The organism is Serratia sp. Ae19-1 (assembly GCF_059801225.1).
The window spans coordinates 325,690-347,046 of the sequence record NZ_JBCHWD010000004.1 but is presented as its reverse complement, the minus strand read 5'-3'; the positions used below and the strand labels follow the sequence as shown (position 1 = coordinate 347,046).

Sequence of the window (21,357 nt, the reverse complement as noted above, 5' to 3'; positions counted from 1 at the left end):
GTTGCTCCTGCGGCCAACCAAGTCCGCACCAGCTGCTCATGCCTTTGAACAAATTCGTTTTTCAGCCGGCCATAGGCCTCTGGTTTTTACCTACAGGCTTCCGCAGTCTCCGCGTATTGCTGAGCAATACCATGATGCTTGCGCAGATAATCTCTGAACGCCAAATGTCTGATCGCCTGTTCACTTCCCGCAGTAAATGCATGCACGTGATGCGTGCGATTGTCGTTTCCATTGATGTCGTAACGCCTGCCGGCAATCCCGTTCTCGCCAGTCACTATCTCGCGTAGTTTCAGCGCTTCACCTTTATAACGTTCCACCCGCTGCGGATCATAATCCTCGACCGTGCTGATGCACGCTGCCATTGTCCACTTCATTAATGATGACTGGACATAATTTTCAATGGCGTATACCTGCCGGTATTGGCCAGGAACCCCCTGCTTTTTTGATCGCGCTACGTGAAATCTGAGAAAATTCGGCAGCTACGATACTGCAGATTTCTCCCAAACGCGTTTCCTAAACGGGCACTATTTGCATGTTAAATGCGCATTGGTGTTGTTTGCACCGCTTCCGACACCAATCACGGTATTGGCTATACTGAATGGGACATTTTTCTGCATCCTTCAGGAGCATTTCCATGTTTGATCATGTGAAATTTGGCGTTAGCGACTTCGCCCTCAGCAAAGCGTTTTTCCTCACTGCGCTGGCGCCGCTGGGCGTAAAGGTCGTGGCCGAAGGTGAACCCGCATACGGCGTTGAAATGTGTCCCGATCGAGGTAACGTTTCCTTATGTCTGTTTCAGACCGATGAAAAACCGGCGCATCTGCACCTGGCATTTGCCGCCAGCAGCCGTGAACAGGTCGATGCGTTCTACCACGCCGCGCTAAACGCCGGCGGCAAAGACAACGGCGCGCCCGGTTTGCGGCCCCAATACCATGCCCACTACTATGCGGCATTTGTGATCGCCCCGGATGGCCATAATATCGAGGCGGTTTGCCATACCTCGAAGGACTAGTGATTTTCCCAGCTAAAACAGCATATTAACTATGTGATGATGCTTTCTATTTAACATAACACAGATGTGACGTCGTCACTTAATGTTACCCCGTCACGTCTATCCACTCTGCTCCAGTGATGCTGGCGAGCCGTTGTGGCGTAATTCTCACGCCTGAATTATCGCTACCGCCTGCCGGAAGCACTTCATCGTAATCACGCAGGCTGCGATCGCAGTAAATTTTCACCGTTTCTGGTGCGGCAAAGGGGCAAACGCCGCCGGGCGGATAGCCGGTCAGCGCCTCCACCTCCTCTGCCGGCAGCATGCGCGCCTTTACGCCGAAGTATTGCTTGTACTTTTTGTTGTCGATCCGGGCGGTTCCCGCCATCACCAACAGCACCACGCCGTCGTTCACGCGAAACGACAGCGTCTTGGCGATCTGCCCACTCTCAACGCCAAAGGCTTCCGCCGCCAGCGCCACCGTCGCGGTGTTCTTTGCCAACACCGTTACCGTCGCTTCCGGTGCGTGCTCGGTCAGAAATCGCTGAACGCGTTCTATGCTCATGCCCTTCCTCCTGGTATTGCTAAACCATTGATAATGCCGAAGTGATGGTTTCGGTTTTAACATCGCATGCTAAAAATGAGAATCAAAATTGTTCAAATCGCTGAATCTGAACAAAGCTTTAAGAGGTCAATGCCCTTTTTACTCATCATTTTTCATGGAGATACCTGAATGACCACGCAAACGACAGCAAGGCCTTCAGCGGCTGCGGTGGCCGTCTATGAATGGCTCAACCCGATACCCTACGGATTTTTCACTGCGGCGCTGATTTTCGACATTATCTATGCCTGCACGGCGAATATTCAGTGGGTCAATGGTGCCGGTTGGCTGATCGCCATCGGCCTGGTTTTTGCCATTATTCCCCGGCTGATTAACCTGGTGCAGGTGTGGTTCGGCAGCGGTCGCCGGCTGGGAGCATCGGTCAAACTCCACTTCTGGTTGAATCTGATCGCCATCGTTCTCGCCATCGTCAACGCTTTCGTGCATAGCCGTGATGCGTATGCTGTGGTGCCGCAAGGTGTGGTGCTGTCTGCCATCGTGGTCGCGCTGCTGAGCCTGGCTAATATTCTGCTGGCCCTTGCTGCCCGTGCAAAATAAGGAGGTTTTCATGAAGCTATCATCCCTGGCGCTCTCTCTGGCTGCCGTTTTGGCACTGGCAGGTTGTGATAACAGCGCCGTCATTTCGCCAGAGCAACAAATGGGCCCGGATCCGACGTTGCCGGCGGCGCAAAACTTCCTGATCCCGCCGATGCAGGTGCCTAAGGGCGTGGGCTGGCAACAGAACCAGATGCCGAAAGTGGCCGAAGGCTTGAAAATCGAAAAGGTGGCGGACGGTTTACTGCATCCGCGCCAGTTGCTTACCCTGCCCAACGGCGATGTGTTGGTAGTGGAAGCCAACGGGCCGGGCACCGAAGCGGTAAGCACGACCAAGCAACTGATCGCCGGCCTGGTGAAAGGCCAATCCGGTAAAGGCGGCAAAGGCGGCAACCGCATCACCCTGCTGCGCCCCACTGCCGACGGCAGTTGGGAAAAGCATGTTTTCCTCGAGGGGCTCGATTCCCCATTCGGCGTCCAGCTGATTGGCAACACGCTGTACGTGGCCAACACCGGCAACATCATGCAGTACGCCTATCAACCGGGTGAGACGCGCATCAGCGATGCGGGTAAAGAGCTGGCCGACCTGCCGGACACCATCAATCACCACTGGACCAAGGCGCTGTTGGCCAGCGCGGACGGGAAGAAGCTGTATGTCGGGGTGGGTTCCAACAGCAACATCACCGAAAACGGCCTGGCCGTAGAGTACCGGCGCGCCGCCGTGCTGGAAGTCGACACCGCCTCCGGCGCCAGCCGCATTTTTGCCAGCGGCCTGCGCAACCCGACCGGGCTGCAGTGGGAGCCGCACAGCGGCAAGCTGTGGGCTATCGTCAACGAGCGTGACGAGATCGGCGCCGATCTGGTGCCGGACTACCTGACCTCGGTGCAGGACGGCGGCTTCTACGGCTGGCCTTACAGCTACTTTGGTCAGCATGTCGATCGGCGGGTGCAGCCGGCGCGGCCGGATCTTGTGGCGAAAGCCATCAAGCCGGACTACGCGCTCAGCTCGCACGTCGCGCCGCTGGGGCTGCTGTTCTACACCGCGAGCGCTTTGCCGGCCGACTATCGCGGCGGCGCCTTTATCAGCGAACACGGCAGTTGGGATCGATCGCCGCTGAACGGCTACCGGGTCAGCTATGTGGCGTTTGAACAAGGCAAGCCGGTTGGCAAGCTCAAAGCGGTGGTCACCGGCTTTGTCTCCGACGATGAGAAGGAACTCTATGGCGCCCCGGTGGGGTTGGCTGTCGATAAGACCGGCGCTTTGCTGGTTGCGGATGACGTCGGCAATACCGTTTGGCGCGTCAGCGCCAAATAAGGTTAACGGTCGGGTTCAGGCGAACCCGACCGTGACATTGTCACTCATCAACCTGCGCCAGCCACACCGTTCTCCCCCCGCAGGCGGGATCTTCCACGATATGGTCGACCACGCGGAAGCCGTTCTCCTGCAATAAGCGCCTATACTCTTCCGGCGCCAGGCTGGCGTGAAACAACGGCTGGCCTTCGAAGCTGCCGATCGCCACGCCGTCTGCAGGGCCACTGGTGAACATCAGTGCGGCATGCGGATTGGCATGCCGTCTGAACAGCGGAAACATGCGGCGCTGATCGTCGCGCGCCAGATGAAAGAAACTGTCCCAGGCCAGCAGGCCGTCGAACCTGACCGCCAAATCCAGCTGGCGCATATCCGTCTGCCGCCATTCTTGCTGCGGAAAACGTTGCCGGCAGCGCGCAATCATCGCCTGGGAGCTGTCGATGCCGGTCACCCGATACCCTTGATCGATAAAATAGGCGGCGATCGGCGTACCATTGCCGCAGCCGAGATCCAGCAGCCGCGCATTGGCCGGAGCCAGCTGCAAAAAGCGGTCGAGCCACGGCCGTTCAAACAGCGTGGTGGACCTGAGGCGTTCCCAGGCGGCAGCATGTTCGTCATAAAGCGGGATAATGGTGCTCGCCAGTTTTTCCGTCATTAATATTGTCCCCGTCACGTTATTGGCGAAAAAAAATAGCCGCTGGTCAGAATTAAAGCGCTCATTCGATAATATATTCATCAACAGACCGTTGACCAGAAATAAAAGGTTTTAACATTTCGACATAAACCAGTACAATTCCCTACCCTGTGTTAACCCTTTTTTTAGGTTGATTGTGTCGTTAATTCAGCCCCCTGCATCGCGAAATCGGGCCGCCGCCTGGTTAGGGATGTTTGCCATTCTGATGCTGTTCATTGCGCCGGTGGTCTCGCGATCCCTGGAGCATGTGCGCGCCGGAAGTGCTGGAACGACCGTCATGGCGGACTGCGGCATGGAGATGCCGATGCATCACGGGATGCACTCGCCGCCGCCTGAACCTGAAAAAGCCGCGCCGCCGCAGATGCAGCACGGCGGCGGCCACCACAACATGGCGATGATGATGGACGACAGCGCCTGCGGCTACTGCGTGCTGTTGCTGCACGCGCCGCTGCTGGACGTGAGCCACGCCCCGCTGTTCTGGTCCCAATCGCTGGCCTCGCGGCCGCCGCCGATCCACTATCTCGTTCCCCTGTTTGCCCACGTTGTTCACACCGAATTACAGCCGCGCGCGCCCCCCGTCTCTTTCCTCAGATTTTAAAATAAGCCTATTGCCGTTCTCCGTATTAGCCGTTGATCGCTTCAACGCGGCGGAATTAATTCGCCCAATGGTTATGCATCGAGACGACATTATTAGCCCGGTTATTTCCATGTTGATGGAATTAACCCCCGTATTTCCCGATGGTGATTTTCGCCAGGCCGCCCCACGCCTGAATAATCCCTCGGCCAAGCACGGAAAAGAGTTAGCTTAAGGAAAGATGATGTTTAAACCGACGTATAAAAAGAATGCCGTTACCCGCGCTATCACTACCGCCATGCCGCTGTTTCTGCTGGCCGGCCACGCGGCGCAGGCGCACCAACACCCTGCCGAGGTCCAGACTAATGATGCCGATGTGATCACCGTCAGCGCGCCGCTCTACTCACCGCTGACCATCGTCACCTCGCCGAAAACACCGCGCCAGCCGGTGCCGGCCAGCGACGGCTCGGATTACCTGAAAACCATCCCCGGCTTTTCGCAGATCCGCAACGGTGGGACCAACGGCGATCCGGTGTTCCGCGGCATGTTCGGTTCGCGGCTGAAGATCCTCACCGACGGTTCGGAAATGTTGGGCGCCTGCCCGTCGCGGATGGATGCGCCCACCTCTTATATCTCGCCGGAAAGTTTCGATCTGTTGACCATCACCAAAGGGCCGCAGACGGTGCTGTGGGGGCCGGGATCGTCGGCGGGCACGGTGCGTTTCGAGCGTGAACGCCCGCGCTTCGACAAGCCGGGCATCAAGGGCAACGCCAGCGTGCTGACCGGTTCCAACGGCCGCTGGGATGAGAATATCGACGCCAGCCTCGGCGCCGAACAAGGTTATCTGCGGGTGATGGCCAACAAATCCCGTTCCAACGACTATCAGGACGGCACCAATACGCGCGTGCCGTCGCGCTGGGACAAGTGGAACGGCGATCTGGCGCTCGGCTGGACGCCGGACAACGATACGCTGCTGGAAGTGACCATGGGCCGCGGCAACGGCGAAGCGCGCTATGCCGGCCGCAGCATGGACGGTTCGCAGTTCAAGCGCGAAAGCCTGGGCATGCGGGTGGAAAAATCCAACATCGGCGAGGTGCTGGATAAGCTTGAAGCGCAGGTCTACTACAACTACGCCAACCACGTGATGGACAACGTGACCCTGCGCTCGCCGGGCAGCGGCGGCATGGGCGGCCACGGGGGGCATGGCGGCATGAGCATGGGCGGCCACGGCGGGCATATGATGTCTTCCGGCATGACGATGCAGCTCGATCGCCGCACCGTCGGCGGCCGCGTGATGGGTACCTGGCAGTGGCAGGACGTGAAGCTTGAAAGCGGTATGGACACCCAGACCAACACCCATCGCAGCATGAGCCGCGGCAGCTGGGAAAAAGACGCCCAGTTCAACAGCTACGGCGCCTTCAGCGAACTGACCTGGTCCACCAGCGAGCAGGATAAGCTGATCGGCGGCGCGCGTCTTGACCGCACCCTGGTGGAGAACTTCCGCAATGGCAACGATGTGGAGCGTTCAGATACGCTGCCGAGCGGCTTTATGCGCCTTGAGCATACGCTGGCCGATCTGCCGCTGATGCTGTACGCCGGCGTCGGTTATACCGAACGTTTCCCGGATTACTGGGAGCTGTTCTCGCCGAAGCTGGGTCCGAACGGCAGCAAAGATCCGTTCGCCAGCGTCAAGAGCGAGAAAACCACGCAACTCGATATCGGCGCGCAGTACAACGGCAAGCGCTTCAACGGTTGGGTCTCCGCTTACCTGGGCCGGGTCGATGATTTCATCCTGTTCAAATACGATCCGCACAACGCGCGCCTCAGCCAGGCCGATAACGTCAACGCCAACATTATGGGCGGTGAAATGGGCATGGGCTACCAGCTGAGTGAACACTGGAAAGCCGACGCCAGCCTGGCCTACTCCTGGGGTAAAAACACCAGCGACGGCCGCCCGCTGCCGCAGATCCCGCCGCTGGAAGCGCGCCTGGGCCTGACCTACGAGTACGGCGACTGGAGCGGCACCGGCCTGTGGCGTCTGGTCAGCAGCCAGCACCGCGTGGCGATCAACGAAGGCAACGTGGTGGGCAAAGACTTTGCCGATAGCGCCGGCTTCGGCGTGCTGTCCGCCAACGCCGCCTACAAGCTGAATAAGAACGTCAAGCTGAGCGCCGGTCTGGATAACATCCTGAACAAGACCTACAGCGAGCACCTCAACCTGGCGGGCAACAGCGCCTTCGGCTATTCGGCCAACAGCGCGGTGAATGAACCGGGCCGCACTCTGTGGGCCAAGGTTAACGTCACCTTCTAAGCCGTTCACCGGGCGATGGGCAACCGTCGCCCGGTCAAGCGATATGCGATCCGGTTCTTAGGATATGAGTTTTAAGTTTTTCCCATCCGGTTTAGCGGCGATTACTATCACGCTTAGCCTAATCACCGATCCGGAGGGAATATGCAAAAGCTCACTCGTTTTCTGGCCCTGCTCGGCGAGCTGATGATTGAAAAAGCCGAAGATGTCGCGCCACAGGCTGCCCAGCCTGACGATCGCGACGACGCGCTGCCACCACGCCTCGAGCGCGGCGTTCCGTTGGCCGACCGCTTCCTGTTCATGTAATTTCCCGCGCTGTTTTTTGTCCCGCACGTTCCGGTATTTCATTGCCGGACGCCTGCGTCTATCTTCTTTCGATGGTTCCAGCAGATTCATTACGCCTGAAACCCCTGTGGAGGAGATAGCAACGCAATGAAGATCAGAACGATAACCCCGCAAGATGCTGAAGCGCTGACGCAGTTATTGAATGAGGTGATCAGCGCCGGTGGCACGACCGCGATAGAAACGCCCCTCACCCCAGCCGAATTCAGCGAATGGTTCATCAGCGGCATCAATGCGCTGAGTTGCCAGGTCGCGGAGGTGGATGGACTGTTGGTGGGCTTCCAGTCGCTGAGCGTTGACGATGCCCTGCCGTCCGATACCGCAGATATTGCCACCTTCTCTCGCCTGTCGCCGAAGGTGCGTGGCGTCGGCAGCGCGCTGTTTCCCGCAACGTTAGCGGCGGCGAAGTCGCACGGTTTCAAGCACATCAACGCCACCATTCGGGCGGATAACGTCGGCGGCCTCGCCTATTATCAAAAAATGGGCTTTCGCGATTACGATCGTTTGCTGCAGGTGCCGCTCAGCGATGGCACGCCGGTCGACAGAATCAAAAAGCGCTTTTCCGTTTAATCTGTCAAGCCGCTCACACGGAACGCAGGATATGATCCCGCAACCACCGGTGAGCGGGATCTCTATGCGATCGTTCGTGCCACAGCATGGTCATTTCAAAGCCTGGCACCGCCAGCGGCGGCGTGATCTGCTGCAATAGAGGCTGGTTGCGCACCAGCCGCTCCGGCAACATCGCCACCAAATCGGATTGCGTCAGTACGGAGATGACGAACAGAAAATGCGGCACCGAAAGCACCACGCGCCGCGTCAGCCCCACGTCCGCCAGCGCCCGATCGGTCATGCCGTAGAAGCCGCCGCCGTCCGGCGAGACCATCACCTGCTCCAGTTCGCAAAATTGCGCCAGCGTCAGGTTTTCATGCAGCTTGGGGTGGCCGACTCTGCCCACCAGCACATAGCGTTCACTGAACAGCGTGCGCTGACGCAGACCGGGCGGCGCGCCTTCGCGGGTGTGAAACGCCAGATCGATCTCTCCCTGTTCCGCCAGTTTGGCGAGACGTGCCGGCGCGATTTCCAGCACCGCCAGTCGGGTGCCGGGCGCCGCGGTTCGCAAACCCTGCAGCGCCGGCAGCACGATGGTGGATTCGCCATAGTCGAAGGCGGCAACGCGCCAGGTATCGTTCGCCACGGCAGGATCGAAAGGCGTGGCCGGCGTTACCGCCAACTCGAGCGCCGCCAAGGCCTGGCGTAACGGTTCCCGCAGCTGCTCCGCTCTGGCGGTCGGACGCATGCCGCGCGGGCCAGGCAGCAGCAGCGGATCGTCAAAGATCGCCCGCAGTTTGGCGAGATGCACGCTGACCGCCGGTTGGGAGAAATTGAGCCGCTGCGCCGCACGCGTCACGTTGTGCTCCGCCAGCAACGCGTCGAGCGTCACCAGCAGGTTGAGATCCAGTCGCCTTAAATTATTCATAGTTATACCTGGGATAACGGTAATTCATTTCTAATATACCTACTAACGCCCTAACCTGCAGCTCTCACACCAAGGAGAGCTGTTATGAATGTGTTGATTGTTTACGCCCACCCGGAGCCGCAGTCGCTGACTGGCTCACTGAAAAACTTCGCCGTTGAACGCCTGACGCAGGCCGGCCATCAGGTGCAGGTTTCCGATCTGTACGCCATGCGCTGGAAAGCGGCGATCGACGCCGAGGACAGCCAGGAAGGTGCTTCAGGGCCCCGTTTCGATCCTTCGCTGGATTCGAAGCGTGCGTACGCCAGCGGCGTGCAGAGCGCCGACATCGAACGGGAGCAACAAAAGCTGCGCTGGGCGGACGCGGTGCTGCTGCAGTTTCCGCTGTGGTGGTTCTCGATGCCGGCGATCCTGAAAGGTTGGGTCGATCGCGTCTATGCCTATGGTTTTGCCTACGGCGTTGGTGAGCATTCCGATACGCATTGGGGCGACCGTTACGGCGAAGGGATGTTGGCGGGCAAACGAGCCATGCTGATCGTCAGCGCCGGCGGGTGGGAATCCCATTACGCCCCGCGCGGCATCAACGGGCCGATCGACGATATCCTGTTTCCGATCCAGCACGGCATGCTGCATTACCCGGGCTTCGAGGTGTTGCCGCCGTTCGTCACCTACCGCGCCGGAAAGACCGACGAGACGCGCTTCGCCGATCTGTGCGAGCGGCTCGGGCAGCGGCTGGATAATCTGTGGAACGCCGATCCAATCCCATTTCGGCGACAGAATGCCGGGGACTATCTGATCCCGCAGCTGACGTTAAAGGACCCCCTTGCGCCGGGGCAACGCGGCTTTAGCATTCACCTGAAATAGCGCGAGCCGCGCCATTATCGCGGCGCTGACGCGGCACCGCCCCCAAGCAGGAGTTTGGCGCCCAATCCCATCATCACCACGCCCGTAAATCTCTGCTGCCACACCAACCAACGGGGATTACGGGCGAGCCATTGCCCCACAGTGCCGGCGGCCATGGCGACAGAGCCCAGCGAAAGGATCCCGGCCAGTTTCTGAATAGAGCCCAAAACGAGCAATTGCACCCAAACCGGCCCGATTTCAGGGTTAACAAACTGCGGCAGGAAAGCAAACATGAACAGCAGCGATTTAGGGTTGGTCAGGCTGTTAATCGCCCCTTCTTTCACCGCCTGCCGCCCGGTCATCGTCCGGGGTTTCAATACCGCATTGGCAGGCTGACGGCTTACCTTCAGCATTTTTATCCCCAGCCAGACCAAATAGGCGGCTCCGACCCAGCGCAATACGTCCAACGCCAGCGGATAAGTATGCAGCAGCGTGGCGAGACCGAGCACCAGCATGGAAACCTGCACCATGCCGGCGACAAAAACCATGCCGAAAACATTGAGCAGCGCGATGCGGCGGCCTTGGCCGATGCCTCTGGCCAGGGTGAGCATCATGTCCGGTCCGGGTGACAGTTCCAGGAGGGTAAGCGCAATCAGAAAAGCAATGAACGTTTCGGCCGAAGGCATGGGGTTATCACCGGCGAGTCAAAGGATCCGCTAATCATAATCCTCCCCGGACATTCGCAACAGCACTATCAGGCGCATCCGGGGAGTATCGTTAATTCAGGGCGGCGAGAAATGCCTGGTAGCCCTGTGCGCTGCTGTCCAGCTCATGCTGCTGAACCTGTTCTGTCGCCCCGTCCGAAGCCGTCTCTTTGCCGTAAAAGGCGAAGAACGAGGCATAGTCGGCCCGCACGTAACCGGCGGTTACTTCAAACGGCCGAAAGATTTCCTCCAGCGAGTAGCGATAGCGCCCTGCGCGCGCATAATCTTCTGCGCGCACGCCCGCCGTGACCGCCAGCGCCAGCTTCTTGTTTTGCATCTTGTAACCGCTGCGGGAACCGTAGGCCCAGCCGTAGGTGAGCACGTCGTCCAGCCATTTTTTCAGCAGCGGCGGGCTGCTGAACCAGTAAATCGGAAACTGCAGCACGATGTTGTCATGCGCTTCAATCAGTTGCTGTTCCCTGGCGACGTCGATCCGCCAGTCCGGATAGGCCTGATGCAGTTCGTGCACGGTATAGCGCGCCGGATAGCGCCGCAGTTCCTCCAGCCAACGCTTGTTCACCACCGAATTCGCCATATCGGGGTGGGTCACTACCACTAACGTTTTCATACTGATCTCTCCAGACAGGTGTTTCGACGCATCTTAGGGTATGCTGGCAGAATGTAAAATACGCACACTCACGACACATACTTACCCCGGAGAAAGTATAAAATGACCGCCGAATCCCGCTGCAGCCCAACGGGCATCAGCCTTGAAGACACCGGCTATGGCTACACCCTGTCGGTGATCAACGGCAAATACAAAATGATTATTCTTTATTGGCTGGCGCTGTATAAGCCGGTATTGCGCTTCAACGAACTGCAGCGCTGCATCGGCACCATTTCGTACAAAACGCTGAGTTCGACGTTGAAAGAGCTGGAAAAAGACCGCCTGGTGGTGAGAAAGGAGTACCCGCAGATCCCGCCCAAGGTGGAGTACAGCCTGTCCGAGCGCGGGCGTTCGCTGATCCCGGTGATCGACATGATGTGCCAGTGGGGAGAACGGCACCGGCCGGAACAGCCGGCGCCGTGAGGGGTTAGTTGTCCGCCGCCGCTGAGGTTGCCGCAGCGGGCTCATCGTGCTCGACCAACGCGTCCGCCGGCCGGCACTGGCGCAGCGTACGCACGCTGAAGGCCACCAGCACGCCGAGCACTGCGGCGAACGCGCCAAACGACAGCACGCTCATCAACGGAGTGAACACTCTGCCCAGTACGCCGAGCCCTAAGGCGCCGATCGAATCGCCGGTTACGTCCTGGGCGGTGCCGAGGCTGTTGACCCTGCCCAACAGATGATCCGGCGTGTTGCTCTGGATCAGCATGAACTGCAGGAGCGAAGCGATGGCATTGGCGTAGCCGTAACACACCAGTGCCAGCAGCGCCGGCGCCAGGTGGCTGAACAGCCCCAGCGAAGCGATAGCGGTAAACGCGACGATGGCGGCGACCAGAATCAGTACGCCGGGACGAGCGTATCGCCCCACCCAACCGCTGGTCAGCGCGCCCAGCATCGCCCCCAGCGGCACCGCAGAGTACATCAGGCCGATAGAGGACTCGCCGACGTGGTAAGCGTCCTGCGCCAGCGCCGGAAACAGCACCCTGACAGCGCCGACGATGCTCATCAGCATCCCCAGCAACACCACCGAACCGACCACCTTATTGCGCCAGACAAACTGGAAACCGCTGGCGAGCGCGCGCAGCGGGTGTTCCGGTTCCTGATGCTGCGGCAATAACGTCGGCAAGCGCACCAGCGGAACCAGGGTGCCCAGCGTCCCGGCCGCCGCCACGGCGAACGCCAGCCCCACGCCGCCGAACACGATGATAATCCCGCCCAGCGCCGGCGCCAGAATAGCGCCGATGCGCACCGTCACCATGCTCAAGGCCCCCGCCGCCGCCAGGTTCTCACGCCCGACCAGCAGCGGGATCACCGCCATCAGCGCCGTCATGCCGAGCGCGCCGAAGAATCCGTCCCAGGCCGCCAGCAGATAGAGCGCCCACAGCGACGGCGCCGGGGCGAAGGCGTTCAGACTCAGGGCGACAAAGCCCAGCCCGCAGGTGCCGCGTGCAAACAGGATCAGCTTGCGGCGATCGTAGCGATCGGCAAGCACGCCGCCCAGCATCAGGCCGATAAACATGCCTACGCCGTCCAGCGCCACCGCGACCCCCACCTGCAACGTGGAGCCGGTCATGGCCTGGATCTGAATCGGCACCCCCACCGCCAACATGCCGAGGGAAAACACCGACAGCATGCGGGCGCAGAAAATCGCGCGAAAATGCGCATTGCTTCTCAGCAAACTGAAATCAAGAAAAAAAGAAGGTCTGGCCATAATGTCCTGCATTTGATGTTTTAGTACGGGCCGGTACGCACGCGCCCGGCCCGGTTGCGTTATACCAACCCGTAGCGCCGCGTCAGCAACTCATGCAATAGCGGCCCGAGCGTCTCCAGCGAGGCCGGCGACAGGATGTCGGCGTGCTCGCAGCCTTGGTGATGGCAGATCAGACCATCCAGATACGGCGCCCACACGGCGTTGATATCCATCTCTGGCGGCAGCGTCCGGTCGGCGACAAACAGCGTCGCCGTACCGTGGAAACGCCGACTGCGCGCCTGAGACAGAATGCGCACCGCATCGCGGTAGTTGGCGACAATGCTGTCGAACATCGCCGCCTTCTCCGCCATCAGCGCCGGATCGCCATGATCTTCCGCCATAAACTCTGCCTGCTCCTGCGCCACCTCTTTCTGCGCCTCCTCTTCGCTGGGGCCGGTCCAATCCTGACCTTCCGGCGGATAGGTATCCAGCATGCCGAGGAACGCCACCTCTTCGCCCTGCTGCTGCAGACGCGCGGCCATCGAATGCGCCAGCGTGCCGCCAAGCGAATAGCCCAGCAGGTAATACGGCCCCTGCGGCTGCATGCGGCGCAGAGTGGCGAGATGACGATCGACCATCTGCTCGATATCCTCGCAGGTGGCGATGGCACCATCCGGCCTTGGCGACTGCAGGCCGATAATCGGATAGTTCCCCGGCAGATAACGGCTCAGCCCCGAATACTGCCAGGCGAAACCGGAAGCCGGATGCAGACAGAACAGCGCCGGGCCTTGGCCGGTCCGCAGCTGCAGACACTCGCCGACGCCGCGGCTTTCGGCCGAGTTGGCCGCCTGCGCATCATCGAGCAGGTGCGCCATCTTCTCCAGGCTGCGGGCGAACATGATCTGCCCGACGCTCAACGGTCGGGTGACGCGCCGCCGCAGCTCAGCCGCCAGGCGCATCGCCAGCAACGAATGGCCGCCCAGTGCGAAGAAGTCGTCGTCGGCATACACCGTCGCGCGCCCCAGCAGTTCCCCGAACAGCGCCGCCAGCAGGCGCTCGCTGTCGCTGTGCGGCGCGCGACCGCTCTGCGGGGTCAGCTGCGGCCGCGGCAACGCCTTGCGATCCAGCTTGCCGCTGGCGCTGAGCGGGAAACTGTCGGTCATGACATAGCTGACCGGCATCATATGCGCCGGCAAACGCGCCTCCAGCGCCTGATGCAGCACGCCGGTATCCAGCGTCACGCCCGGTTGGGCGATCAGCCAGGCGACCAACTGCCGCATATCGGCGCCGCCGAGCCCCGTCGCGCCCTCGCCCAGTTCGATGGCGTGTACCGCCGCCTGCGCGACACCCGGCTGTGCCAGCAGCGCCTGCTCGATTTCACCCAGCTCGATGCGCTGGCCGCGGATCTTCAGCTGATCGTCGCTGCGGCCCAAATACTCGACGCTGCCGTCTTCCAGCCAGCGGGCGATATCGCCGGTGCGATACATGCGGGCGCCATTGCCGGCGGGATCGGCGACAAACCGCTGCGCCGTCAGCCCCGGCCGATGCAGATAGCCATCGGCCAGCTGAATGCCGCGCAGGTAGAGATCGCCGGCGCAGCCGACGGGCACCGGCCGCAGCATGGCGTCGAGAATGCTCAGTTGAGTGTTCCAGACCGGTTTGCCGATCGGCACGCCGGCGCCGCTCACCGCCGCCAGGGCCGCACCGGACGCCGGTTGGTAAGTGACATCGACCGCCGCCTCCGTCGGACCGTACAGGTTATGCAGCGGCGCGGCGACTAACGCCTGATAGCGGGAAGCCAGTTCACACGACAGCGCCTCGCCGCTGCAGAACACGCGTTCCAGGCTGGCGGCGGCGCGTTGCGGTGCACGTTCGTTCAGCGCCTCCACCCAGATAGCCAACATGGACGGAACGAAATGCAGCGTGGTCACGCCATAGTCGTCGATCAACGTCGTCAGCGCCTGCGGATCGCGGTGCGCCTCCGGCGGCGCCATCACCAGGCGCGCGCCGACCATCAGCGGCCAGAAGAACTCCCAGACGGAAACGTCGAAGCTGCACGGCGTTTTCTGCAATACCACATCCTGCGCATCGAGCGAATACTCATGCTGCATCCAAAACAGACGGTTGACGATCGCCCGGTGGTTCACCACCACGCCTTTCGGCCGTCCGGTAGAGCCGGAGGTATACAGCACGTAGGCAGGATAATCGCCGTTCCCCGCCGGTGGGCGCGGCGCAGGTTCGCGGCCGCTGTCGTCCAGCGCATCGAACAGCAACGTCGGCGCCAGTGCGGCAAAGCGGGCGTCCAACGCGCTTTCGGTGATAATCAGCCGCGGTTTGGCGTCTTCCACCATGTAGGCCAGCCGCTCGTCCGGGTAACCGGTATCCAGCGGCAGCCAGGCGGCGCCGGTCTGCACAATCGCCGTCAGCGCCAGGCTGAGGCGCACCGATCGCGGCAACGCCACCGCGACGATATCGCCCGGCTGAATGCCGGCCGCCGTCAACCGTTCGGCCAACAGTGCGGCCTGGCGCTGCATGTCAAGGTAGCTGAGGCTGTGCCCGGCATCCTGCAGCGCGATGCGTTCCGGCGTGCGCCGCGCCTGATCGGCGATCGCCCGATGCAAGGTGGTGTCCGCCACCGCCTGACCGGTGCGGTTGACCGCGGCAATCAGCGCCTGTTCCTGCGGCGTTTGCAGTTGCCAACGCGGCAGCGGCAGATCCGGCTGCGCTATCCACTGTTGCAGCAGCGCCATCAGCCGCGCGGCGAAGCGTTCAGGCTGCGGCACCGAAGAGCGGCATTCCAGCAGCAGGCGCAAACGCTCGCCCGGCAGTACCAGCAGCGTCAGCGGATAGTGGGTGTAGCCTTTGTTGCGGATGGCGTCGCAGCGCAGCGCACCTGCGCCGCCCAGCAGTTCGTCGTTGTCCGGGTAGTTTTCCACCACCAACAGCGTATCGAACAGCGTACCCGCCCCGGCCAGGTGCTGGATCTCCCCCAGCCCCAAATCGTCGTGCTCCAGCAGTTCAATCTGCCGGTGTTGCAGCTCGATCAGTTGTTCCGTCAACGAACGATCGTGCTGCAGACACACCCGCACCGGCAGCGTATTGCTGAACAGACCGACGTGCTCTTCCACTCCATCGATCTGGCCAAAGCGGCCGGAAACCGGCGAGCCGAACACCACGTCCTGATGGCCGCAAGCGCTGGCCAGCTGCAACGCCCAGATGCCCTGCATCAGGGTATTGAGCGTCAACCCGCGTTCGCGGCACAGGGTCAGCAAACGCCTTTCCTCCGCCGGCGGCAGCGTCATTTCCAGCTCGTGCACACGATCGTCCTGCGCTTCACCGAACAACAATGTCGGCCGCACATCCTGCAGCGTTTCGCGCCAGATGCGGCGCGAGGCGTCGGCATCCCGTGCGGTAAGGCGGCGAACGATATCGGCATAGTTCGAGCGCAGCGGCGGCAGCGCCGATTCCCCCTCGCGCAATGCGAGCATCAGATCGTTGAGCACCACCGGCGTCGACCAGCCGTCGACGATCAGGTGATGCGCATTAAGGAACAGCGTGTAGCGTTCACTGTCGCCGTGTTTGACCAGCCGCGCGTGCAGCATTGCGCCCGGCTGATTAAACAGATCGCGCCGCAGTTCTTCCTGCTCCAGTTCATGCAGCGCCTGCGCCTCTTGTTCGGCGGACAGCGGCGGCAGTGCGTGACTGTATAGCGGCCAATGGGTTGCCCGTTGACTGAGCTGTGGAATCAGCTGCAACGGCTCGCCCTCGCGGTTGAATCGGGCGGCCAGCTGCGGATGGCGGCGAATCACCGCATCCAGCGCCTGCTGAAGGTGATGAGCGTCCAGTTCGCCGCAGAGGCTCAGGCGCGTCAGCGAGTTATAGCTGCCGCCCTGCTGCGCAGTCTGCGCATGGAACAGCAGGCCGTGTTGCAACGGCAACAGCGGCAGCGCGGCGGTCAACGGTCCATATTCGCGCTCCCAGGCGCGCAGCGCCTCATCGTCGACGTTCGGCTGTGCGATCTCGGCCGCCACCAACGTCGCTGCAGCCCGTTCGGGATGCAGCTCGGCAAATTCGCACAGTGCGCGCACCGCTTGCTCGATGCCGTTATGCAATTCCGCAATGTCGCTCTCGCTGAAAATCCCCTCCAGCCAGCTCCAGTTGATCGCCAGGCAGGCGCCGTCGCGCCGCTCTTCGACAAAGATATTCACTTCCAGGCCATACGACAGCGCCTGCTGCGCATCCTGCGCCACGGCGAAGGCATCGCGGAAGCGAGTCTGACTGCGTTGCGGCGTCCAGTGCCCCTCATCCTGGCTGAAGCGCCCGAGGTAGTTGAACAGGATCTCCGGCGCGTTGCGTTGCGCCAGCGCCGCCAGTTCGTCACGCTGCGGATGCAGATAGCGCAGCTGGCCGTAACCGACGCCGCGATCGGCCACCGCTCGCGTCACCCGCTTCACCGCGCGCACGGCCTCGTGGTGCTCGGCGTCATGCAGCTCGATGCACAGCGGATACTCCGCCGTCAGCCAGCCGACGGTGCGCGCCAGATCGAGGCCGTCGTCCAGTTCGGCGCGGCCGTGCGACTCCAAAGAGAAGCGCAGCGAAGCGGCCTGGAAACGACGACGGCAGGCCAGCGCCAGCGCGCACAGCATGATCTCTTCAACCTGAGCGCGGTACCCCTGCGGCAATGCGCCCAGCAGCGCAGCGGTCAACCGGCTGTCGAGCAGCGTGCGTTTTTCCGACACGTCGCCGGTGCGATCGGTCTGCGGATCCAGCGCGCGGCGCCCCAAGCGCGGTGTGCCGTCCGCCAGCATCCGCCGCCAGAACGGCAGCTCGGTTTCCCGGCGTTCAGCGTCGGCCCGTAAACGCGCGGACCATTCATAGAGCGAAGTCTCTTCCGGCGGCAGCATAATCGGCTGCCCCTGCATGGCGCCGTCGGCCACCTGCCTCAGCTCGTCGAGCAGGATGCGCCAGGAAACGCCGTCGACCACCAGGTGGTGAATCGCCAGCACCAGCCCGAGGCTCTCGCCATTCCGTTGCAACAACCTCGCCTGCATCATGGCGCCGGCCGCCGGATCGAGATGGCCAAGCGCGGCATCAAACGCCTGCTCCGCCGCTAGTTCCAGCTCACCGGATACGGTATCAACCTGCATCAGCTCACCGGCGGCGGCGGTTTCAACCACCAACTGGCCATCGCGGATCCGCGCGCCCAGCGCCGGGTGCGCCGCGCGCAGCTGTTCCAACGCATAGCGCAGCTGTTCCGGTTGCAGCTCGGCAGGCACGCGCAGGAAAACGCCGTGCGCGAAGCGGCGATGAAGCTCGCCCGTCTCGGCAAACCAGTGCAGGATCGGCAGCCCGTCGATCGGGCCTTGCTGCACGCTGCGAGGGGCCTGAGAGTCGGCGGCCAGCGGCTGCAGCGCCTGCGCCATGCGTGCCGGGGTGTGCAGCGCGAAGATTTCGCGCGGGCGCAGCAGATAGCCTTTGCGCCGCAGGGCGGTGCCGAGCCCCATCGCCGAAATGCTGTCACCGCCGAGCGCGAAGAAATCGTCGTCGGCGCCGACGCGATCCATGCCCAGCAGCTGCGCCATGGCGTGGCAAATCAGCCTTTCCTGCTCGGTGGCCGGCTCGCGGATGCTTTGCGCCAGCGTCTCCTGCGGTTTGGGTAGCGCCTGACGGTCAATCTTGCCGTTGACGTTGAGCGGCAGCTCTGGCATCACCACCAGGATCGCCGGCACCATATAATCCGGCAGCCGTTGCGCCAACTGCCCCATCAGCTCGCTTTGCAGCGCCGGCGAGGCGCGGCGCGCGTCATCCTGCACCGAACAGTAGCCGATCAGACGATAGGTGGCGCCGATCGGCTCGGCGATCACCACCGCCCGCCCCACGTCCGGCAAGGCGGCCAGTGCGCTTTCCACCTCACCCAGCTCGACGCGGAAACCGCGCACCTTGATTTGGTGATCGGTACGGCCAATGAACACCAGCTGCCCCTCCGCGCTCCAGCGCATCAGATCGCCGCTGCGGTACATCACCTCGCCGTCGACGAACGGGTTGGCGACAAAGCGCGCCGCCGTCAGATCCGGGCGCCGCAGGTAACCGCGCGCGATGCCCTTGCCGGAAATGTACAGCTCGCCCGCCGCGCCGATCGGCACCGGCTGCAGGCGGCTGTCGAGCAGCCAGACGGAGGTATTGGCGAGGGGGCGACCGATCACCGGCTGATCGGCGGCCGTGACCGGCGCGCCGAGGGTATCGACGGTGTATTCGGACGGGCCGTAATAATTGTGGATCTCCACCTCCGGATGCTGTTGCATCAGGTTCCACAGCGTCGGCGTCGCCGCCTCACCGCCAATCATCACGAACGACGGCAGCGGGAACTGCCCCTTCAGCAGACCGCAGTCCACCAACTGCGAGAAGAACGACGGCGTGATGTCCAGCAGATCGATCGGCGTCTTTTGGGTTTGTTCGAGCAGCGCCCAGGGATCGCGGCGCAGCTCCTCATCGAAGATGACCAGTTCGCTGCCCATCATCATGCAGAACAGCGGTTCCCAGGAGGAGTCGAAAGAGAACGAGGCGGTATGGCCGGCGCGCAGACGCCGCGCGTGGCGGATCTCGAATTTTTCAATCGCCGGGCCAAACAGCGAGGCCTGATGCGACAAGAACAGGTTCAGCAGCCCGCGGTGGGTGGACATCACGCCCTTGGGTTTGCCGGTCGAACCGGAGGTGTAAATCATGTAGGCGAGATGCGCTTCATTCAGCGGCGCACGCCGCTCTTCGTCCGTTATCGGCGTGGCTTCGGCGGCCGCGCAGCGCGCCAGGCACGATGCGTCGTCCAGGCACAGCACCTGCGGCAGATCCGGCATGTTTACCTGCGTGGCGCGGTGGGTCAGCAACATCACCGGCCGCGCGTCGTCGCACATCAGCGTCAGGCGTTCACGCGGATAGTCCAGATCGAGCGGCATATAGGCCGCGCCGCTGGCCAGCACGCCGAACAGCGCAACCAGCGTGTCCACCGAACGCGGAATGCCGATGGCCACCACGTCTTCGGCGCCGATGCCGCTTTCGATCAGCACACGCCCCAGTTGCATCACCCGTTCGCAGAGCTGACGGTAGCTGAGTCGCACATCGCCGCAGACCACCGCCAACGCCTCGGGCTGCCGCTCAACCTGACGCTGGAAAGCGTCCATGATCGAGATCATGCCCGCCGGCGGCGTCAGTTCAGCGCCGCGTCCCCAGGCCGCGAGTTGACGCCGTTCCCCTTCGCTGATTAACGCCAGCTGTCCGATCGGTTGCTGCGGTTGCCGCGCCAGCTGCTGCAGCCAATGGCCGATGCGCTCTGCGTGACAGTGTAATGTACGCGGCGAGTATTTGGCCGGGTTGGCCACCAACGACAGCGTCAGCACGCCGTTGCGAAAGCCGATCTCAAACTCCAGATCATCGACCGGCCCCATCGCCAGTGTATGGGTAACGGCCGCCTGACCGTCGAAGGACAAGGCGCTGTGGTAAACCTTGACGTTAATCACCGGGCCGTACAGCTCTTGATGGCCGCCGACCAGGCCGAGGTCGCGTTTGATCTGCTCCGCTTCATAGCGTTGATGGCGGCGCGCCTGTTTGATTTCCGCTGCGGTCGACTGGCAGACCTCCGCCAGCGACATCTCCGGCGTCACGTTCAGCAGCAGCGGCAGCACGTTAACCACTGGGCCGGCCGCCGCCAGCGCTTGTGAACCCATGCGGCGCATGAAAGGAAAACCGACTGAAAAGCGGGTTTCACCGCTCATGCGCGCCAGGTATATCGCCAATGCGGCCGTGACGATATCGGCAGGTTGCAGCGACTGCAGCGCGTCGATGCGCAATGCGGCGTCAAACAGCGACTCAGGCAGCACCAATGCCTGTTTAAGCGGCCGGGCGCCCGGTTCAACCTCGCGGCTTTCCGTCGATAATGACAGCGGCGACGGCAGATCGCGCAGATGCTGTCGCCAGAATTCGGCCGCCCGCTGGCGCGCCGGCGAGGTTTGCCATTGCTGAAACTCTTCCACCACCTGGCCGAACGGCGTAAATGGCGAGGCCGCCGGCGACAGCCCGTGGCGCAGCGCGCGATAGATGTCGGCGATCCGGCGCGTGATGGCCTCGAAGCTGAAGCCGTCCAGGGTCAGGTGATGAAAACGCTGGTACCAGAACCAGCGATCGGCGCTGATACGGATCAGCGCATGGCGATAGAGCGGCCGCTCGCCGTCAGCGGGCAATTCCTGAGCCAGATCGTCGTGCATCAGCGCCAGCGCCGCCTGTTCGGCGTCCGGCCGCGCGCTGAAATCGAACCACTCCGGCGCCTGCACGCGCGCGGGATCCGCACTGAGCGGTAAGCGTTGTGCCGGCTGGCCGTCCTGCGCCTCAAAGAACCGCGCCTGAACCGTATCCGCTTCCGCCAGCCCCTGACGGATCGCGCGTTCCAGCGCCGGACGATCGATATCGCCATGCAGTTCGGTGTAATGCGCCACGGCGAAGCTGTTGCGACGCAGCGCGATTTGATCGGCGATCCAGATCCCCGGTTGTGCCGCAACCAGCGGATAATCCCGGTACTCGACCTGAGTATCCGGCAATGAAAGCGTTTCTGACATGG

Annotated in this window: 16 protein-coding genes and 1 pseudogene; 9 read left to right on the top strand and 8 right to left on the bottom strand. The window is 62.0% G+C overall.

The features are described from left to right. Positions 1-110: 110 nt before the first annotated feature. A pseudogene (locus tag AAIE04_RS14295) lies at positions 111-275 on the bottom strand (GrpB family protein); the annotation flags it as partial. A gap of 359 nt (positions 276-634) precedes the next feature. On the opposite strand from AAIE04_RS14295, the gene AAIE04_RS14290 reads away from it, so the two are divergent. Further along, positions 635-1,012 carry a VOC family protein gene (locus tag AAIE04_RS14290; protein ID WP_440529664.1) on the top strand — a complete coding sequence of 126 codons (378 nt, stop codon included), beginning with the start codon at positions 635-637 and terminating at the stop codon, positions 1,010-1,012. Between the two features lie 85 nt (positions 1,013-1,097). Here AAIE04_RS14290 and AAIE04_RS14285 read toward each other — a convergent pair whose 3' ends face one another. Beyond that, positions 1,098-1,556 (bottom strand): YbaK/EbsC family protein, encoded by a 459-nt coding sequence (locus AAIE04_RS14285; protein WP_019455365.1) that lies wholly within the window; start codon positions 1,554-1,556, stop codon positions 1,098-1,100. Between the two features lie 168 nt (positions 1,557-1,724). Here AAIE04_RS14285 and AAIE04_RS14280 point away from each other — a divergent pair, with 168 nt between their 5' ends. Beyond that, on the top strand, positions 1,725-2,150 hold the full coding sequence (locus tag AAIE04_RS14280) for a DUF2231 domain-containing protein (protein WP_498577181.1): 426 nt from the start codon (positions 1,725-1,727) through the stop codon (positions 2,148-2,150). A 10-nt stretch (positions 2,151-2,160) separates the two neighbouring features. Continuing rightward, on the top strand, positions 2,161-3,462 hold the full coding sequence (locus AAIE04_RS14275) for a PQQ-dependent sugar dehydrogenase (protein ID WP_498577180.1): 1,302 nt from the start codon (positions 2,161-2,163) through the stop codon (positions 3,460-3,462). Between the two features lie 40 nt (positions 3,463-3,502). Here AAIE04_RS14275 and AAIE04_RS14270 read toward each other — a convergent pair whose 3' ends face one another. Continuing rightward, complete coding sequence (locus AAIE04_RS14270) at positions 3,503-4,111, bottom strand: class I SAM-dependent DNA methyltransferase (RefSeq protein ID WP_019455368.1); 609 nt, start codon at positions 4,109-4,111, stop codon at positions 3,503-3,505. Positions 4,112-4,340: 229 nt separating this feature from the next. Here AAIE04_RS14270 and AAIE04_RS14265 point away from each other — a divergent pair, with 229 nt between their 5' ends. The 4 genes from AAIE04_RS14265 (at position 4,341) to AAIE04_RS14250 (ending at position 7,944) form a co-directional block, all read left to right on the top strand. Beyond that, positions 4,341-4,748, top strand: coding sequence for a DUF2946 domain-containing protein (locus AAIE04_RS14265; RefSeq protein WP_071532857.1), 408 nt, complete (start codon positions 4,341-4,343; stop codon positions 4,746-4,748). Positions 4,749-4,968: 220 nt separating this feature from the next. Beyond that, complete coding sequence (locus AAIE04_RS14260) at positions 4,969-7,035, top strand: TonB-dependent copper receptor (protein WP_498577179.1); 2,067 nt, start codon at positions 4,969-4,971, stop codon at positions 7,033-7,035. Positions 7,036-7,176: 141 nt separating this feature from the next. Then, a complete protein-coding gene (locus AAIE04_RS14255; protein ID WP_019455371.1) occupies positions 7,177-7,338 on the top strand; it encodes a hypothetical protein in 162 nt (53 codons plus the stop codon). A gap of 126 nt (positions 7,339-7,464) precedes the next feature. Beyond that, positions 7,465-7,944, top strand: a complete 480-nt coding sequence (locus AAIE04_RS14250) for a GNAT family N-acetyltransferase (RefSeq protein ID WP_063919479.1) — start codon at positions 7,465-7,467, stop codon at positions 7,942-7,944. A 13-nt stretch (positions 7,945-7,957) separates the two neighbouring features. Here AAIE04_RS14250 and AAIE04_RS14245 read toward each other — a convergent pair whose 3' ends face one another. After that, the gene (locus tag AAIE04_RS14245) at positions 7,958-8,851 is read right to left on the bottom strand and encodes a LysR family transcriptional regulator (RefSeq protein ID WP_498577178.1); all 894 of its coding nucleotides are present in this window, start codon (positions 8,849-8,851) and stop codon (positions 7,958-7,960) included. Between the two features lie 84 nt (positions 8,852-8,935). On the opposite strand from AAIE04_RS14245, the gene AAIE04_RS14240 reads away from it, so the two are divergent. Then, the gene (locus tag AAIE04_RS14240; RefSeq protein ID WP_019455374.1) at positions 8,936-9,712 is read left to right on the top strand and encodes an NAD(P)H-dependent oxidoreductase; all 777 of its coding nucleotides are present in this window, start codon (positions 8,936-8,938) and stop codon (positions 9,710-9,712) included. Positions 9,713-9,726: 14 nt separating this feature from the next. Here the strand turns inward: AAIE04_RS14240 and AAIE04_RS14235 are convergent, their stop codons facing one another. Together AAIE04_RS14235 and AAIE04_RS14230 are read right to left on the bottom strand one after the other, a co-directional pair. Continuing rightward, positions 9,727-10,377, bottom strand: a complete 651-nt coding sequence (locus tag AAIE04_RS14235; RefSeq protein ID WP_498577177.1) for a LysE family translocator — start codon at positions 10,375-10,377, stop codon at positions 9,727-9,729. 91 nt (positions 10,378-10,468) lie between these two features. Beyond that, complete coding sequence (locus tag AAIE04_RS14230) at positions 10,469-11,023, bottom strand: NAD(P)H-dependent oxidoreductase (RefSeq protein ID WP_019455376.1); 555 nt, start codon at positions 11,021-11,023, stop codon at positions 10,469-10,471. A gap of 102 nt (positions 11,024-11,125) precedes the next feature. Between AAIE04_RS14230 and AAIE04_RS14225 the strand changes: the two genes are divergently transcribed. After that, on the top strand, positions 11,126-11,485 hold the full coding sequence (locus AAIE04_RS14225) for a winged helix-turn-helix transcriptional regulator (RefSeq protein WP_019455377.1): 360 nt from the start codon (positions 11,126-11,128) through the stop codon (positions 11,483-11,485). A 4-nt stretch (positions 11,486-11,489) separates the two neighbouring features. Here AAIE04_RS14225 and entS read toward each other — a convergent pair whose 3' ends face one another. Both entS and AAIE04_RS14215 read right to left on the bottom strand, forming a co-directional pair. Continuing rightward, the gene (entS, locus tag AAIE04_RS14220) at positions 11,490-12,773 is read right to left on the bottom strand and encodes an enterobactin transporter EntS (RefSeq protein ID WP_498577176.1); all 1,284 of its coding nucleotides are present in this window, start codon (positions 12,771-12,773) and stop codon (positions 11,490-11,492) included. Positions 12,774-12,832: 59 nt separating this feature from the next. Then, positions 12,833-21,355, bottom strand: a complete 8,523-nt coding sequence (locus AAIE04_RS14215; protein WP_498577175.1) for an amino acid adenylation domain-containing protein — start codon at positions 21,353-21,355, stop codon at positions 12,833-12,835. Positions 21,356-21,357 lie beyond the last annotated feature (2 nt).